Here is a 14,973-nt window from a genome sequence, read left to right as displayed (position 1 = left end):
GCCATGACTGACAACGCATTCTCCGAAGCCGAACGCGAAGCGGTTTATAGAGCCATTGCCGAACGCCGCGACATGCGTCACTTCACCGGCGGCAGCGTCGAACCACAATTGCTGCGCCGACTTTTGGAAGCTGCCCACCAGGCCCCAAGCGTCGGCCTGATGCAGCCGTGGCGCTTCATCCGTATCAGCGACCGAACTTTACGCGGCCAGATCCAGAACCTCGTCGAAGAAGAACGCATCCGTACCGCCGAAGCCCTCGGCGAGCGCAGCGACGCGTTCATGAAACTCAAGGTCGAAGGCATCAATGACTGCGCCGAAGTGCTGGTTGCGGCGCTGATGGACGATCGCGAAAAGCACATTTTCGGTCGCCGCACGCTGCCGGAAATGGACATGGCTTCGTTGTCCTGCGCGATCCAGAATCTGTGGCTGGCCTCGCGCGCCGAAGGCCTGGGCATGGGCTGGGTCTCGCTGTTCGAGCCGCAAGCGTTGGCGGATTTGTTGAAGCTACCCGAGGGCGCCAAGCCGCTGGCCGTTTTATGCCTGGGCCCGGTCAAGGAATTCTATCCGGCGCCGATGCTGGTACTCGAAGGGTGGGCACAGGCGCGTCCGCTCAATGAGTTGCTGTACGAAAATTATTGGGGAGTGAGTCAATGAGTGTGGCGTTGTTGAGTGTCGCCGCCGTGGCGCTGGATGCGCTGCTGGGTGAACCGAAACGCTGGCATCCGCTGGTGGCGTTCGGCAACTTTGCCGGGCGCATCGAGCAACGTTTCAACGCCGGTGGACGTGGCTGGCGCAGTCACGGCGTCACCGCATGGGTAATCGCGGTACTGCCGCTGACCTTGCTTGCCACCGCGTTCTCCTGGGCGCCGTATGTGGGCTGGGTCGTCGAGATTCTCGCGTTGTATTGCGCCCTCGGCATGCGCAGCCTCGGTGAGCATGTTGCTCCGGTCGCCGCTGCGTTGCGCGCGGATGATCTGGATGAGGCGCGCAAGCGTGTCGGCTATCTGGTCAGCCGCCAGACCGATGAACTCGACAGCACCGCCGTCGCCCGCGCCGCCACTGAGTCGGTGCTGGAAAACGGTAGCGATGCGGTGTTTGCCGCGCTGTTCTGGTTCGTCGTGGCGGGTGCGCCAGGCGTGGTGCTCTATCGCTTGAGTAACACGCTCGATGCGATGTGGGGTTATCGCAATGAACGCTTCGAGCGGTTCGGTTGGGCGGCGGCGAAAATCGACGACGTGTTGAACTACATTCCTGCGCGTCTGGTGGCGTTGACCTACGCACTGCTGGGCAACACCCGACTCGCGTTGAAGTGCTGGCGCACACAGGCGCCGAAGTGGGACAGCCCCAACGCAGGTCCCGTGATGGCGGCGGGCGCCGGTGCGCTGGGCGTGGAACTGGGTGGCCCGGCGATTTATCACGGCGAACTTCACGATCGTCCTCAGCTCGGCGAAGGCGCAGCGGCTGACGCAGATTCCATTGATCGTGGCTGGCAATTGGTCCAGCGCGGGGTATGGTTATGGCTGCTGATTCTCTGCGTGGGGGCTGAATTTTATGCTTGAGCACGGTGGCCGGCTGCGCAAGGCTGCACTCGATTACGGTATTGCCGAGGCTGACTGGCTCGACCTGTCCAGCGGCCTCGCGCCGTGGCCATTCCCGATCCCGGATATCCCGCTGCGCGCCTGGGCGCGCCTGCCGGAAACCGATGACGGTCTGGAGCAGGCCGCGTGCGATTACTACGGTGCCGCGCAAGTGCTGCCGGTGGCCGGTTCGCAGATGGCCATTCAGTTGCTGCCGCGTTTGCGCCGCGCCGGCAAGGTCGGTGTGTTGTCACCGTGTTATGCCGAGCATGCCGAAGCCTGGCGCCGCAGCGGTTATATCGTGCGCGAAGTGCTGGAGCAGGAAGTCGAGTTCTTTCTCGACAGCCTCGATGTGCTGGTGGTGGTCAACCCGAACAACCCGACCGGCCTGAGCCTGACCCCGGCGCGCCTGCTCGACTGGCATGCGCGACTCGCCCGGCGCGGTGGCTGGCTGGTCGTCGATGAGGCCTTCATGGACAACACGCCGCAGTTGAGCCTGGCACCGCATGCGCATCAAGTCGGGCTGATCGTATTGCGTTCGTTCGGCAAGTTTTTCGGTCTGGCCGGAGTACGACTGGGGTTTGTGCTGGCCGAGCGCAAGTTGCTCAAACTGCTCGCTGAACAGGTCGGACCATGGGCGGTGAGCGGGCCAACCCGAGTGTTAGGCCAAGCATGTCTGCAAGACACCGAAGGGCACACACGGCAACGGATTCGCAGCGATGAAGCCAGCGAACGGCTGGCAGCGTTGCTGGAGCGCTATGGCTTCAAGCCGCAGGGCGGTTGCGCGCTGTTCCAGTGGCTGATCACCGAGCATGCCGAAACGTTGCACGAATTCATGGCCCGTCGCGGCATCCTCCTGCGTCTTTTCACCCACAACAGCAGCTTGCGTTTTGGCCTGCCTGCCGATGCAGCCGAAGAGGCGCGTCTCGAGCACGCCTTAATTGCTTTCGCCAAGGACCACCCATGACCACCCTGATGGTGCAAGGCACCACTTCCGACGCCGGTAAAAGCACACTGGTGACGGCGCTGTGCCGCTGGGCGACTCGTCAGGGCGTGGCAGTGGTGCCGTTCAAGCCACAGAACATGGCGCTCAACAGCGCCGTGACCGCCGATGGCGGTGAGATCGGCCGCGCGCAAGCGGTGCAGGCGCAAGCCGCTCATCTTGAGCCGCATACCGACATGAACCCGGTGCTGCTCAAACCGAACAGCGACACGGGCGCGCAGGTGATCATCCATGGGCGTGCCGTCACCACGATGAATGCGGTCGCCTATCACGACTACAAAGCCATCGCGATGCAAGCCGTACTGGCCTCTCATCAACGGCTCAGCGCCGCGTATCCACTGGTGATGGTTGAGGGCGCAGGCTCGCCGGCCGAGATCAATCTGCGTGCCGGTGACATCGCCAACATGGGCTTTGCCGAGGCGGTGGGTTGCCCGGTGTTGCTGATTGCCGACATCAATCGCGGCGGGGTTTTCGCGCATCTGGTCGGCACGCTGGAGTTGCTGTCGCCGAGCGAACAGGCACGGGTCAAAGGTTTCATCATCAACCGTTTTCGCGGCGACATTGCCTTGCTGCAACCGGGCCTCGACTGGCTCGAACAACGCACCGGCAAACCGGTGGTCGGCGTGTTGCCGTACGTGATGGACCTGCATCTGGAGGCCGAGGACGGCATCGATCAGCGCCAGACCGATAAAGCCGAACGAGTGCTGAAAGTGGTGGTGCCGGTGCTGCCGCGCATCAGCAACCACACCGACTTCGATCCGCTGCGTCTGCATCCGCAGGTTGATTTGCAGTTTGTCGGTCCGGGGCAGGCGATTCCGGCGGCTGACCTGATCATCCTGCCGGGCTCGAAAAGCGTGCGCAGTGATCTGGCGTATTTGCGTGCCAATGGCTGGGAGGCTGCGATCAATCGGCATCTGCGTTACGGCGGCAAAGTGCTGGGGGTTTGCGGCGGTCTGCAGATGCTCGGTGAACAGGTGCATGATCCGCTAGGGCTGGAAGGCGCGCCGGGTTCGAGTGTCGGGTTGGGCTTGCTCACGTTCGATACGACGCTGGAAGCCGAGAAGCAGTTGCGCAATGTGCGTGGACGTCTGGCGCTGGAAAATGCGGAAGTCAGTGGCTATGAAATTCATGCGGGCGTGACCACAGGACCGGCGCTGGAAAACGCCGCGGTGCATCTTGATGACGGTCGTTGTGACGGTGCGCAGAGTGCCGATGGGCAGGTGTTCGGCACTTATCTGCATGGCTTGTTCGAATCGCCGGCGGCAAGTGCGGCGTTGCTGCGCTGGGCCGGGTTGAGCGATGTGCAGGTGGTGGATTATCACGGCTTGCGTGAGCGCGATATCGAGCGGCTGGCGGATCTGGTGGAGACGCATCTGGATACTGATCTGTTGCGTCAGCTCTGTGGGATTTGAGTTGCCTGTGCTGGCCTCTTCGCGAGCAGGCTCGCTCCCACATTTGGAATGCGGTCATCTGTGGGAGCGGGCTTGCCCGCGAAAGCGGCAGCCGCCCCAATACATACAATTCAGGATGCCTCCATGCTCCAACTGATCCTCGGCGGCGCCCGCTCCGGCAAAAGTCGTCTGGCCGAAAAACTCGCCAGCGATAGCGGCCTGGCCGTGACTTACATCGCCACCAGCCAGCCGCTCGATGGCGAAATGAGCGACCGCGTCGCCCACCATCGCGCGCGCCGTCCCGCCGAATGGGCGCTCATCGAAGAACCACTGGAACTGGCCCGCGTCCTGCGCGAGTCCGCCAGCGCCGAGCGTTGCCTGCTGGTCGATTGCCTGACCCTGTGGCTGACCAATCTGCTCATGCTTGATGACGCCGAGCGCCTCGCCGCCGAGCGCGAAGCCCTGCTCGAATGCCTGGCCGCGCTGCCGGGTGAAATCATTTTTGTCAGCAACGAGACCGGAATGGGTGTCGTGCCGCTGGGCGAATTGACTCGCCGCTACGTCGATGAAGCCGGTTGGCTGCATCAAGCTTTGGCCGAGCGCTGTCAGCGTGTTGTCCTGACCGTCGCCGGCCTGCCCCTGACTCTGAAAGGACCTGCGTTATGACTCAATCCTGGTGGCTGAACACGTGCAAACCGGTCGATCTCAACGTTGTTGAACAAGCGACGGCACGGCAACAGCAACTGACCAAACCGGCGGGGTCGCTCGGTCGACTGGAATCGGTCGCGGTGCAACTGGCCGGTCTGCAAGGCCAAGTCAAGCCGACGCTGGCGCAGGTCTGGATCGCGATTTTCGCCGGTGATCACGGCGTGGTCGCTGAAGGTGTTTCGGCGTTCCCGCAGGAAGTCACCGGGCAGATGCTGCTCAACTTTGTCAGCGGTGGTGCGGCGATCAGCGTGCTGGCGCGACAGCTTGGTGCGCAGCTGGAAGTGGTCGATCTGGGCACGGTGAATCCAGCGCTGAACCTGGCGGGTGTGCGCCACTTGAACATCGGCGCCGGCACGGCGAATTTCGTACATGGTGCGGCGATGACTCAGGCCCAGGGCGAGCTGGCCTTGCAGGCCGGTCGCGACAGTCTGTTACGCGCGAAAGCGGCAGGCGCGCAGTTGTTCATCGGTGGCGAAATGGGCATTGGCAACACCACCGCTGCAAGCGCCTTGGCCTGCGCCTTGCTCGATTGCCCCGTGACGCATTTGACCGGCCCCGGTACTGGATTGAATGCCGAAGGCGTCAGCCATAAGGCGCAAGTGATCGAGCGCGCCTTGGCGTTGCATGCCGCGCAGCGTGGCGATGCCTTGCAGACCTTGTTCAATCTCGGTGGTTTTGAAATCGCTGCACTGGTCGGCGCGTATCTGGCGGCGGCTCAGGAAGGCATTGCCGTGCTGGTCGATGGCTTTATCTGCACCGTTGCCGCGCTGGTGGCGGTGCGTTTGAATGCGGACTGCCGCGAGTGGTTGTTGTTCGGGCACCGTGGCGCCGAGCCGGGCCATCGCCATGTACTGGAAACGCTGAAGGCTGAGCCGTTGCTAGAGCTGGGTCTGCGTCTGGGCGAGGGCAGTGGTGCGGCACTGGCGGTGCCTTTGTTGCGCCTGGCCTGCGAACTGCACGGGCAGATGGCGACGTTCGCCGAAGCGGCGGTGGCGGATCGTCCGGCATGACGCTGCATCTGGATCTGCTGCGTCACGGCGAGACTGAACTCGGCGGTGGTTTGCGCGGCAGCCTCGATGATGCGCTGACCGAAAGGGGTTGGTCGCAGATGCGTGCGGCGGTGGTCGAGGGCGGGCCGTGGCAGCGGATTGTCAGTTCCCCGCTGCAGCGTTGTGCGCGCTTCGCCGCCGAACTGGGCGAACGGCTGAATCTTCCAGTGCAACTGGACAAGGATCTGCAGGAGCTGCATTTCGGAGCATGGGAAGGGCAGAGCGCGGCGGCGTTGATGGAGACGGATGCAGAGGCGTTGGGGTTGTTCTGGGCCGATCCGTATTCCTTCACTCCACCGCAGGGTGAACCGGTCAGTGAGTTTTCCTCGCGGGTGCTGGCAGCCGTCGCGCGCCTGCACAGTTCTTACGCCGGTGAGCGGGTGTTGCTGATCAGTCACGGCGGTGTGATGCGCTTGATGCTGGCGCAAGCGCGAGGGTTACCGCGCGAACAACTGCTCAATGTCGAAGTCGCTCACGGCGCGTTGTTTGCGCTGACGGTTGAGGCGGATGGTTCACTCAAGGAAGGTCACTGACATGTTGCCGCTGTGGATCGCCCTGCAATTTCTCAGCAGCCTGCCGATTCGCCTGCCGGGGATGCCCGAGCCGGAACAGCTTGGGCGCTCGCTGCTGTTTTATCCGCTGGTGGGGTTGCTGTTCGGCGTGATCCTGTGGGCGCTGAATCTGCTGTTGGCGGGGGCGCCGTTGCTGCTGCACGCGGCATTGCTGTTGACGGTTTGGGTGTTGCTCAGCGGCGCACTTCACCTGGATGGTTTGGCCGACAGCGCCGATGCCTGGCTCGGTGGTTTTGGCGATCGCGAGCGCACGTTGACGATCATGAAAGATCCGCGCAGCGGGCCGATTGCGGTGGTGACGCTGGTGTTGGTGCTGCTGCTCAAGTTTGCGGCGCTGCTGGCGTTGATCGAGCAAGGGCAGGGGCTGGCGTTGATCATCGTGCCGCTGCTCGGGCGGGCGGCGTTGCTCGGGTTGTTTCTGACGACACCGTATGTGCGCGCAGGTGGGTTGGGGCAGGCGTTGGCCGATCATTTGCCGCGCAGGGCCGGTTGGTGGGTACTTGGTTTGAGTGCGCTGGCTTGCTTGTTGATTACCGGAGTTAGCGCGGTGACGGCGTTGCTGATCGCTGTCGGTGTGTTTGTCTGGTTGCGGCAAGTGATGATGCGGCGGTTGGGCGGGACGACCGGCGATACGGCGGGGGCGTTGCTGGAATTGCTGGAAATGGTGGTGTTGGTTGGATGGGTTTTGGTCTGATGGATTTCTACTGGTCATGCCGGCCTCATCGCGAGCAGGCTCACTCCTACAGTTGCCTGCGTTCCCCTGTAGGAGTGAGCCTGCTCGCGAAAGCGGTGTGTCAGGCGCCACAAATGTTATGGGTAAACTCATCTGTAACTTGATTTAACACAGTCGCGGGTATATACACGCATCATGCTTCCATCTCAGTGTTTGTGCACCAACCTGCGTCGCGCCGCGCGTGGCGTCAGCAGGCATTACGACGGCGCTCTCGACGGCTTCGGGATTAACGTTGCCCAGTATTCTTTGCTGTGCAACCTGCAGCGTCTGGATCAACCGAGCATCTCGGAACTGGCCGAAGCCATGGGCCTGGACCGCAGCACCCTCGGGCGCAATCTGCGGGTGCTGGAGGGAGAGGGGCTGGTGGCGCTGGCCGAAGGCGAGGACATGCGCAATCGCATCGTCAAACTCACCGAGACTGGCGTGCAACGCCTGGCTGCGGCACTGCCAGCCTGGGAGGCGGCGCAGCAGCGGTTGATCGACAGACTGGGCGCCGAGAAGCGCGAAACCTTGCTCAGATTGCTGGATGAACTGGCCTGAGGCCGGTTTTTTCCAAACTCAAGCGGGTATATACCCGCAAGCGGAGAATAACAATGACATCGATGTGGCGTACGTGCGGTTGGGTGTTGCTGGGGAGTGCGCTGATCCTGGCGTTGTCATTGGGCGTGCGGCACGGTTTCGGCCTGTTTCTGTCGCCAATGAGTGCGCAGTTCGGCTGGGGGCGAGAAGTGTTTGCCTTCGCCATTGCCTTGCAGAACCTGATCTGGGGCCTGGCGCAGCCGTTTACCGGTGCGCTGGCCGACCGTTTCGGCGCGGCAAAAGTGGTGCTGATCGGGGGCGTGCTGTATGCGCTGGGTCTGGTGTGCATGGGCCTGTCGGACTCAGCGGTGACGCTGTCGCTGAGCGCCGGTCTGCTGATCGGTATCGGTCTGTCCGGCACCTCGTTCTCGGTGATCCTCGGTGTCGTCGGCCGCGCGGTGCCACCGGAGAAACGCAGCATGGGCATGGGCATTGCCAGCGCCGCCGGCTCTTTCGGTCAGTTCGCCATGTTGCCGGGCACCCTTGGCCTGATTGGCTGGCTTGGCTGGTCGGCGGCGCTGTTGGTGTTGGGCTTGCTGGTGGCGCTGATCGTGCCGCTGGTGAGCATGCTCAAGGACAAGCCGCTGCCGGTGCTTGGCCATGAACAGACCCTGTCCGAAGCGCTGCGCGAAGCCTGTTCGCACTCCGGGTTCTGGCTGCTGGCATTCGGCTTTTTCGTTTGCGGTTTTCAGGTGGTGTTCATCGGCGTGCACCTGCCGGCATATCTGGTCGATCAGCATCTGCCAGCCAGTGTCGGCACCACGGTGCTGGCGTTGATCGGGCTGTTCAATATCTTCGGCACCTACACCGCCGGCTGGCTCGGCGGGCGCATGTCCAAGCCGCGCCTGCTGACGGGGTTGTACCTGTTGCGCGCGGTGGTGATCGTGCTGTTCCTGTGGCTGCCGGTGACGACTACGTCGGCGTACCTGTTTGGCATGGCCATGGGCTTCCTGTGGCTGTCGACGGTGCCGTTGACCAACGGCACGGTGGCGACCTTGTTCGGCGTGCGAAATCTGTCCATGCTCGGTGGCATCGTGTTCCTCTTCCATCAGTTGGGGTCGTTCCTCGGTGGCTGGCTGGGCGGGGTGGTGTATGACCGAACCGGGAGTTATGACTTGATCTGGCAAGTGGCAATTGTGCTGAGCCTGCTCGCGGCGGCGCTGAACTGGCCGGTGCGCGAGCGTCCGGTTGCACGCCTGCAAGCCGCAACGGGAGCCGCATGAACCGATTCTGGCCACGATTGGCCCTCATTGCACTCGGCGCCGCTGTGCTGGCGTTGGTGTGGTGGGGCTGGCAGCAGGGCGGCCTGGCCTTGATGCAGTTGGGCATGAGCATTTGCTAGAAATCGGCATGGCGAGTAACGTCGAACGCTGACGATTGCTCAAGGATGTTCGACATGCTGATGCGCTGGTGTGCTGTTCCCGCGTTGCTGATGGCGATCACCGGCCTGGCCCAAGCCGCTGATTGTCCCGAACTGCTGCAAGGCTCGCTGCCCAAGCTGCGATCCAAGGAATCCATTGATCTGTGCAAGCAGTACGCTGACAAACCATTGGTGGTGGTCAACACCGCAAGCTTCTGCGGGTTCGCGCCGCAGTTCGAAGGCCTGGAGGCGCTGCATAAGCGCTACGAAGGGCAAGGGCTGGAAATGCTTGGCGTGCCTTCCAATGACTTCAAACAGGAGTCCAGGGACAGCGCCGAGACCGCCAAGGTCTGCTACGCCAACTACGGCGTGACGTTCAACATGACCGAACCGCAAAAGGTGCGGGGTGATGACGCTACGCATCTGTTCCAGGTGCTCGCTACGCAGAGCAGTGCGCCGAAGTGGAATTTCTACAAGTACGTGGTCGACCGCCAAGGCAAGGTGATCGCCAATTTCTCCAGCCTGACCAAGCCGGACGATCCGGAGTTTATTGCGGCAATCGAAAAGGCTATCGCCTCGAAACCGTTGAAACCCTGAAGCGCTCCCACAACAGCTGCTTGTTGTGAGGGCAAATCTCAAAGCAATAAAAAGCCCCGCTTTCTGCAAACAGAGCGGGGCTTTTTTATGGGCGAGGGGTCAGCCTCGCCATGCAGCATCAGAAGCGGTAGGTCGCGCCGACACCGAAACCGTTTGCCGAGTTTTCATACTTCGAGTTGTAGCTCTGGCCACGATCATTCTGGTTGCGGATATTGACCGACTCTTCCTTCAGGTACGAGTAGGCCACGTCGATGGTCAGGTCTTCGGTCGGGCTCCAGCCGGCACCGATGCTGAAGATGGTCCGGTCGCCGGTAGGAATACGTGGCGAACGGTCGACGTTGTTGGTCGGCGACTGGTCGAAGGTCAGACCGGTACGCAGTACCCATTCCTTGTTCAGCTGATACGAAGTACCCACGGCGTAAGCCCAGGAGTCATGCCAGTTCTGGTCTTCGGTGATTTCCCCGAACTGACCGGCGAGCGCAGGCTGCACACCGGAGTTCTTGACGGTGATTTTTTCCAGCTGGCTCCAACGGGTCCAGGTCGAACCGGCATACACGTTCCAGCGCTCGTTGATCGCCTGGGTAACCGAGAAGTCGATGGATTCAGGCGTGGTGATCTTCAGCGAAGCGTCGTACTTCTGGTTTGGGCTCAGACCGGTCAGGCCCAGCAGGCCGTAGTTGACCTTGGTGTTGCCTTCAAGCTTGTAGTCGACTTTCGAGTGATAAGTCACACCCAGGCGCGTGGTGTCAGTGGCTTGTACCAGCACACCAATGTTGTAGCCCAGTGCGGTGTCGTCACCCTTGATCTTGACCTTGCCGTCCGGGAACGCCTGAGAGATCGACAGGTTGGATTCCAGCGAGCCGTCGATGCGGTTGATGGTCGGACCAAAACCGATCGACACCTTGTCATTGAAGGCGTAGCTGACGGTTGGCTGGAAAGTGATGACCTGAACTTCGGACTTGCTGCCGAAATAACGGCCGGCAAAGCCTTTTTCGTAGTCGGTAATCAGGCCGAACGGCACGTAGACGCCGAGGCCGAATGCCCAGTGGTCGTCGATCGGTTTGACGTAGAAACCCATAGGTACGGAAGTGAAGGGCACCATGTCGCCTTTGTTGCTGCCGCCGTTAGGGCTGGAGCTGGCATCGCTGATATCGGTTTTTGCATCGAGGAATGCTACACCGCCAGTGACTTGCTCGCGCTTGAGGCGCGACATGCCGGCAGGGTTGCCATAAACAGTGCTTGCGTCGTCGGCAGAAGAAGATCGCCCAGCGTAACCGGTGCCCATCCCGCTGATACTGTGTTCGTTGATGGCAAAGCCAGCTGCGAAGATCTGGGTGGATGCCATGGTAACAGCGAGGCTAAGGGTGGTTTTGAGCATGACTTTTTTCATTATTAGAACTCCTGGTGATCACCGGGGCGAAAATTACCAACATTTTCGTCCCGGCGCTATAGCCCGTATGCCTTGAGTTAGAGCGGTTTTGTAGGACAATCAGACCAGATTCGCAGCCTGTTGGCAGATCTTCTGAAACCGGACAGTCAACACGCGACCTGATTCACCGTTGAAACACAGGTGTTCCAGGCATAAGTGAAGTCGCGAAGTCGACCCTGGGGATGAAAGGTCTGGCGCCAGATGCGCGCCATTCCCAGCAAGTCGTCGGAATCGGGGAGGGTGGGGTTCTGCTCTTCGACCAACAGCCAGGCAATGGCCGTGGCGTAACGCAGATTGACCGTCAGTTCCAGATGGGGACCGGTCAGAAAAGCGTGCTGGCTGGCCAGGCCGCGAACCAGGCTGGCACGTTCCGGGTCGAGGGCCAGGTAATCATCCCAAAGGGCTTGATGGCGATGCTCGCCAATGCGGTAGAGGCCATGTCCGCGGCGATCATGCAGGGCGGAACCCAGGGCTGACTGGCTGGCGGCGATGCCCAGCAGCAGAGATTCGGCAGTCGCGCTGTGGCGTCCCAGGTAGATCAGCGTAGGACGGATCACGTAGCGGCACAGTTCGCTGGCAGCGATACCCATAAAACCCTCGGTTCTTGTTGTTAATGGCGAGTCCTGAAGGGGGCTTGGCAGCAGTGGATCGGTTCAGGCTCGCCGCAAGCGGATCACGCCGCTTGAGTTGAAGTGTAGTGTCATATTCGCGACGTAAAGGCCTGTTTTTAAAATATTTCCGGCTTCGAGTTATAACCGTTATATCCGTTGGTGCTTAAGCATTAGCGGCAGAAAGTGAAACATCAGGCAATAAAAAGCCCCGCTTTGTCGGCGGGGCTTTTGCTTTTGCAGCCTTTTCGGCTCTCAGGCAATCAAGGCCTGACGGGTGCGATCGATCACGGCCTGCAGCGGTTCGGCGCTGGAGTACTGATCGGGGTACAAACGCTCGCTGTGGCGGGCGATCCCGTGTTCATTGACGATGGTGAAGCTGAAGCAGCCTTTGCGAGCGGCCATGATCAGGCAGTTCATTGGGGCAAAAGCGTTGGTTAGGGTGCGAATGGCATCCTGAGTCTGGATTTGAGTAGACATAGTTATTAGGTGTTCCTACAAATGACACGGATAAGAACCGTGCAACGTTAAAACGTTCCAGTAACGTCGACCACCATTGGTCGAACGAAGAACCCGACTGGAACAAAGCAGCCAGTTTGAAGCGCAATTAAGTTGGCGCGCTTGGGCTGGCAGGTAGGTACTTAGGAGGGCAGGCATCACAACAAGGGCAAAGGTTCTGGGCCCGGGGTGAAGATCCTGATCAATTTGCAGGTTGGTTCGGTCAGAGTAAGTGCTCTTCGCAACACCCTTCGCATCATTGGAAGGCTGTGTTGTCGCAAGATTTACCTGGAAACCATCGAGGGGTCGTTCCCGCTTTTTTCGGTAGGGCTTCCTGTAAGAAGGCTGACCGTGGGGATGTGTACGACCGGAATTGACTTTCAGCTTGGTACTAACGCCGCGGATACTAACCAATCAATCAGGGTAACGCAAACTTTACCTGAAAAAAGATTGCACCCACCGATTGAGTCTGCTTCGCGCTCCGTGCAATTGCCCGGATTTGGCGCAGCTTTTGACCGTCGGTCGGTGAAGATTCATTCATCGCGCCGCGCGCCAGACCGGTTTTTACCCAGACCGCATACCAAAACGACCCGAAAAAGCGCATCGATATAACCGGGTAACAGGTACTTGTGCACATTAGTTGCGCAAGCTGTCACGGCACTGTCATACCAATCCTGACTCCACTGGCTGCCTGCATCGAAAGTTTAAGTCAATGAAAAACATCGCTTTTTTTTGTTGGTGAAAAAATCGTCAGTTTGACTGCGAGCCCCGTTCCATAAGGCTTTGCGAGAGTTGGAGGACGGTTGTCCACTGAGTTATCCACAGCTTCTGTGGATTGTCCCGAGCGCTTGCTCTAGGACGGGCGTGCCGGGTTGTTTTTCGACTTTACCTGTAAGAAAAAGAGAGTAGAGTGGCGCGCCTTCCGATTCGTCCCGCAGTGCTTTATGAAGTTTCGCTCAGTATCAGACTCTGTTACCTCATCGCCTTCTCCTGTTACTCCGCTCAAGCGATTTTCCGTTCGCGTCGCAGAATGGCTGCTCGACAGCCCGCGCCTGAGCGATAGCCATAATGCCAAACACCTCGCTGGCCGCCTGCTCAAACAGCCGGCGCGTGAAGGTGTGGTAGCTGCGCAAAGTCGTCTCGGACAGTTGATGTGCCGTGAATGCGGTAATGCCCGGGATCGTCGCATCGGTCAGGATCTGCTGCGCCAGGCCGCTCGCGCCGGCGATCGCCGCGCGCAACAAGAACTCGGTCTGCTCGAAGACTGAGCTGTCCAAGACCTGACACCTTGGTTAACCTTCAGGCTTTATAAGATCGGCGGGAGTGGCTATGGCGATGGACTTGACCAGCGTATTGCTGGGGCTTGCAGGGGCGGGATTGCCGCTGCTGGCGCTGGCCTGGCAACTGCAACGCCGGGCGAGCAACGGCCAGGCCGAGGTCGCATTGCTCGAAGAGCGGCTGGCCATGGCGCAATTGGCTCAGGACGGACTCAACGCGCAGCTCGACGCCAGCCGCGATGAAATCGCCGATCTCGGCCAGGCCAATGCAGCCAAGCAGGCTGACCTGGCAGCTCTGCGCCGGGAAGTCGAACTGCTGCAGATCGAGCGTGATGACGCCCGCGATGCCTCCCACGCCTGGAACCTCGAACGAGCGAACAAGGAAGCTGAGCTGCGCCGCCTCGACGCCCAGGCCGCTTCACTGAACGCCGAACTGCGCGAGCAACAGGAAAGCCATCAGCAACGCCTCAACGACCTGCAAGGCTCGCGCGATGAACTGCGTGCGCAGTTTGCCGAGCTGGCCGGGAAAATCTTCGACGAGCGCGAGCAGCGCTTTGCCGAGACCAGTCAGCAACGGCTCGGACAGTTGCTCGATCCGCTCAAGGAACGCATTCAATCCTTCGAAAAACGTGTGGAAGAAAGCTATCAGGCCGAGGCCCGCGAGCGCTTCTCGCTGGCCAAGGAGCTGGAGCGCTTGCAGGCGCTCAACCTGCGCCTGAGCGATGAAGCCACCAACCTGACCCGTGCCCTCAAAGGCCAGAAAACCCAAGGCAACTGGGGCGAGCTGATCCTCGAACGTGTGCTCGAACACGCCGGTCTGGAGAAGGGCCGCGAGTACCAGACCCAGGTCAATCTCAAAGGCCCGGATGGCGAGCGCTTCCAGCCTGACGTGATCATTTACCTGCCGGGCGACAAGCAAGTGGTGGTGGACTCCAAGGTGAGTCTCACCGCCTATCAGCAATACGTTGCGGCTGATGACGATACGCTCGGGCAGATCGCGATCAAGCAGCATGTGCTGTCGTTGCGTAATCACGTCAAAGGCCTGGCCGGCAAGGACTACAAACGGCTAGAGGGCCTGCACAGTCTCGATTTCGTTTTGCTGTTCGTGCCGATCGAGGCGGCGTTTTCAGCAGCCTTGCAGGCAGAACCCTCGCTGTTTCAGGAAGCCTTCGACCGCAACATCGTCATCGTCAGCCCGACCACGTTGCTGGCGACTTTGCGGGTGATCGACAGTCTGTGGAAGCAGGAGCGCCAGAGCCAGAACGCCCGGGAAATCGCCGAGCGCGCCGGATGGCTGTACGACAAGTTCGTATTGTTTATTCAAGATCTGGACGAAGTCGGCAATCGCCTGCAACAGCTGGACAAAGCCTACAGCTCAGCGCGCAACAAACTGACAGAAGGGCGCGGTAATCTGGTCAGTCGCAGTGAACAGCTCAAATTGCTCGGCGCACGGGCGAGCAAGAGCTTGCCGGCGGACCTGCTGGAGCGGGCGATGACCGACGTCGATGGCCTCGTCGAACTCCCTGAATAATCCAAAAAGCTTCGCGAGCAGGCTCGCTCCCATATTGGAATGCATTTCAAACTGTGGGAGC

General features: G+C 60.6%; 17 protein-coding genes. 14 read left to right on the top strand and 3 right to left on the bottom strand.

Going from position 1 to position 14,973, the window contains the following annotated elements; genetic code table 11:
- Nucleotides 1–3 precede the first annotated feature (3 nt).
- From bluB to ACM6IV_RS01720, 12 genes are all read left to right on the top strand, one after another.
- A complete protein-coding gene (gene bluB / locus ACM6IV_RS01775; RefSeq protein WP_414868487.1) occupies nucleotides 4–654 on the top strand; it encodes a 5,6-dimethylbenzimidazole synthase in 651 nt (216 codons plus the stop codon).
- Nucleotides 651–1,559, top strand: coding sequence for an adenosylcobinamide-phosphate synthase CbiB (gene cbiB, locus ACM6IV_RS01770; RefSeq protein ID WP_414868486.1), 909 nt, complete (start codon nucleotides 651–653; stop codon nucleotides 1,557–1,559). The genes bluB and cbiB overlap by 4 nt, the downstream gene beginning before the upstream one ends.
- Nucleotides 1,552–2,544: a threonine-phosphate decarboxylase CobD gene (cobD, locus tag ACM6IV_RS01765; RefSeq protein ID WP_414868485.1), complete on the top strand. Its 993-nt coding sequence runs from the start codon at nucleotides 1,552–1,554 to the stop codon at nucleotides 2,542–2,544. The genes cbiB and cobD overlap by 8 nt, the downstream gene beginning before the upstream one ends.
- A complete protein-coding gene (locus ACM6IV_RS01760) occupies nucleotides 2,541–3,992 on the top strand; it encodes a cobyric acid synthase (protein WP_414868484.1) in 1,452 nt (483 codons plus the stop codon). Before cobD ends, ACM6IV_RS01760 begins: the two co-directional genes overlap by 4 nt.
- A 123-nt stretch (nucleotides 3,993–4,115) precedes the next feature.
- A complete protein-coding gene (gene cobU, locus ACM6IV_RS01755; RefSeq protein WP_414868483.1) occupies nucleotides 4,116–4,637 on the top strand; it encodes a bifunctional adenosylcobinamide kinase/adenosylcobinamide-phosphate guanylyltransferase in 522 nt (173 codons plus the stop codon).
- The gene (gene cobT, locus ACM6IV_RS01750) at nucleotides 4,634–5,689 is read left to right on the top strand and encodes a nicotinate-nucleotide--dimethylbenzimidazole phosphoribosyltransferase (protein ID WP_414868482.1); all 1,056 of its coding nucleotides are present in this window, start codon (nucleotides 4,634–4,636) and stop codon (nucleotides 5,687–5,689) included. Before cobU ends, cobT begins: the two co-directional genes overlap by 4 nt.
- Complete coding sequence (gene cobC, locus ACM6IV_RS01745; protein WP_414868481.1) at nucleotides 5,686–6,261, top strand: alpha-ribazole phosphatase family protein; 576 nt, start codon at nucleotides 5,686–5,688, stop codon at nucleotides 6,259–6,261. The genes cobT and cobC overlap by 4 nt, the downstream gene beginning before the upstream one ends.
- Nucleotide 6,262: 1 nt before the next feature.
- Nucleotides 6,263–6,994, top strand: a complete 732-nt coding sequence (locus ACM6IV_RS01740) for an adenosylcobinamide-GDP ribazoletransferase (protein ID WP_414868480.1) — start codon at nucleotides 6,263–6,265, stop codon at nucleotides 6,992–6,994.
- A gap of 174 nt (nucleotides 6,995–7,168) precedes the next feature.
- Entirely contained in the window at nucleotides 7,169–7,573 is a 405-nt protein-coding gene (locus ACM6IV_RS01735; RefSeq protein WP_007919794.1) for a MarR family winged helix-turn-helix transcriptional regulator, read from the top strand.
- A 53-nt stretch (nucleotides 7,574–7,626) separates the two neighbouring features.
- Nucleotides 7,627–8,835 carry an MFS transporter gene (locus tag ACM6IV_RS01730; protein WP_414868479.1) on the top strand — a complete coding sequence of 403 codons (1,209 nt, stop codon included), beginning with the start codon at nucleotides 7,627–7,629 and terminating at the stop codon, nucleotides 8,833–8,835.
- On the top strand, nucleotides 8,832–8,954 hold the full coding sequence (locus ACM6IV_RS01725) for a hypothetical protein (RefSeq protein ID WP_414868478.1): 123 nt from the start codon (nucleotides 8,832–8,834) through the stop codon (nucleotides 8,952–8,954). The genes ACM6IV_RS01730 and ACM6IV_RS01725 overlap by 4 nt, the downstream gene beginning before the upstream one ends.
- Before the next feature lie 54 nt (nucleotides 8,955–9,008).
- Nucleotides 9,009–9,569 (top strand): glutathione peroxidase, encoded by a 561-nt coding sequence (locus ACM6IV_RS01720; protein WP_414868477.1) that lies wholly within the window; start codon nucleotides 9,009–9,011, stop codon nucleotides 9,567–9,569.
- Nucleotides 9,570–9,687: 118 nt separating this feature from the next.
- Here the strand turns inward: ACM6IV_RS01720 and ACM6IV_RS01715 are convergent, their stop codons facing one another.
- From ACM6IV_RS01715 to ACM6IV_RS01705, 3 genes are all read right to left on the bottom strand, one after another.
- Nucleotides 9,688–10,959 (bottom strand): OmpP1/FadL family transporter, encoded by a 1,272-nt coding sequence (locus tag ACM6IV_RS01715; RefSeq protein WP_414868476.1) that lies wholly within the window; start codon nucleotides 10,957–10,959, stop codon nucleotides 9,688–9,690.
- A 146-nt stretch (nucleotides 10,960–11,105) separates the two neighbouring features.
- Nucleotides 11,106–11,588, bottom strand: a complete 483-nt coding sequence (locus ACM6IV_RS01710) for a hypothetical protein (RefSeq protein ID WP_414868475.1) — start codon at nucleotides 11,586–11,588, stop codon at nucleotides 11,106–11,108.
- Nucleotides 11,589–11,861: 273 nt separating this feature from the next.
- Complete coding sequence (locus ACM6IV_RS01705; protein ID WP_414868474.1) at nucleotides 11,862–12,086, bottom strand: hypothetical protein; 225 nt, start codon at nucleotides 12,084–12,086, stop codon at nucleotides 11,862–11,864.
- 962 nt (nucleotides 12,087–13,048) lie between these two features.
- Here ACM6IV_RS01705 and ACM6IV_RS01700 point away from each other — a divergent pair.
- Nucleotides 13,049–13,372 (top strand): sel1 repeat family protein, encoded by a 324-nt coding sequence (locus ACM6IV_RS01700; RefSeq protein ID WP_414868473.1) that lies wholly within the window; start codon nucleotides 13,049–13,051, stop codon nucleotides 13,370–13,372.
- A 175-nt stretch (nucleotides 13,373–13,547) separates the two neighbouring features.
- A complete protein-coding gene (rmuC, locus tag ACM6IV_RS01695) occupies nucleotides 13,548–14,912 on the top strand; it encodes a DNA recombination protein RmuC (protein ID WP_171057259.1) in 1,365 nt (454 codons plus the stop codon).
- Nucleotides 14,913–14,973 lie beyond the last annotated feature (61 nt).

It is taken from the genome of Pseudomonas sp. IT-347P (genome assembly GCF_949768005.1).
Taxonomy (GTDB): Bacteria; Pseudomonadota; Gammaproteobacteria; order Pseudomonadales; family Pseudomonadaceae; genus Aquipseudomonas.
Note: the sequence above shows the minus strand (reverse complement) of the source record. Positions and strands in the feature narration are given on the sequence as shown.

Excerpts from the sequence above, each read along its gene's own strand:
- bluB (WP_414868487.1), top strand. The coding sequence starts at position 4 with ATGACTGACAACGCATTCTCCGAAGCCGAACGCGAAGCGGTTTATAGA.
- cbiB (WP_414868486.1), top strand. The coding sequence starts at position 651 with ATGAGTGTGGCGTTGTTGAGTGTCGCCGCCGTGGCGCTGGATGCGCTG.
- cobD (WP_414868485.1), top strand. The coding sequence starts at position 1,552 with ATGCTTGAGCACGGTGGCCGGCTGCGCAAGGCTGCACTCGATTACGGT.
- ACM6IV_RS01760 (WP_414868484.1), top strand. The coding sequence starts at position 2,541 with ATGACCACCCTGATGGTGCAAGGCACCACTTCCGACGCCGGTAAAAGC.
- cobU (WP_414868483.1), top strand. The coding sequence starts at position 4,116 with ATGCTCCAACTGATCCTCGGCGGCGCCCGCTCCGGCAAAAGTCGTCTG.
- cobT (WP_414868482.1), top strand. The coding sequence starts at position 4,634 with ATGACTCAATCCTGGTGGCTGAACACGTGCAAACCGGTCGATCTCAAC.
- cobC (WP_414868481.1), top strand. The coding sequence starts at position 5,686 with ATGACGCTGCATCTGGATCTGCTGCGTCACGGCGAGACTGAACTCGGC.
- ACM6IV_RS01740 (WP_414868480.1), top strand. The coding sequence starts at position 6,263 with ATGTTGCCGCTGTGGATCGCCCTGCAATTTCTCAGCAGCCTGCCGATT.
- ACM6IV_RS01735 (WP_007919794.1), top strand. The coding sequence starts at position 7,169 with ATGCTTCCATCTCAGTGTTTGTGCACCAACCTGCGTCGCGCCGCGCGT.
- ACM6IV_RS01730 (WP_414868479.1), top strand. The coding sequence starts at position 7,627 with ATGACATCGATGTGGCGTACGTGCGGTTGGGTGTTGCTGGGGAGTGCG.
- ACM6IV_RS01725 (WP_414868478.1), top strand. The coding sequence starts at position 8,832 with ATGAACCGATTCTGGCCACGATTGGCCCTCATTGCACTCGGCGCCGCT.
- ACM6IV_RS01720 (WP_414868477.1), top strand. The coding sequence starts at position 9,009 with ATGCTGATGCGCTGGTGTGCTGTTCCCGCGTTGCTGATGGCGATCACC.
- ACM6IV_RS01715 (WP_414868476.1), bottom strand. The coding sequence starts at position 10,959 with ATGAAAAAAGTCATGCTCAAAACCACCCTTAGCCTCGCTGTTACCATG.
- ACM6IV_RS01710 (WP_414868475.1), bottom strand. The coding sequence starts at position 11,588 with ATGGGTATCGCTGCCAGCGAACTGTGCCGCTACGTGATCCGTCCTACG.
- ACM6IV_RS01705 (WP_414868474.1), bottom strand. The coding sequence starts at position 12,086 with ATGTCTACTCAAATCCAGACTCAGGATGCCATTCGCACCCTAACCAAC.
- ACM6IV_RS01700 (WP_414868473.1), top strand. The coding sequence starts at position 13,049 with ATGAAGTTTCGCTCAGTATCAGACTCTGTTACCTCATCGCCTTCTCCT.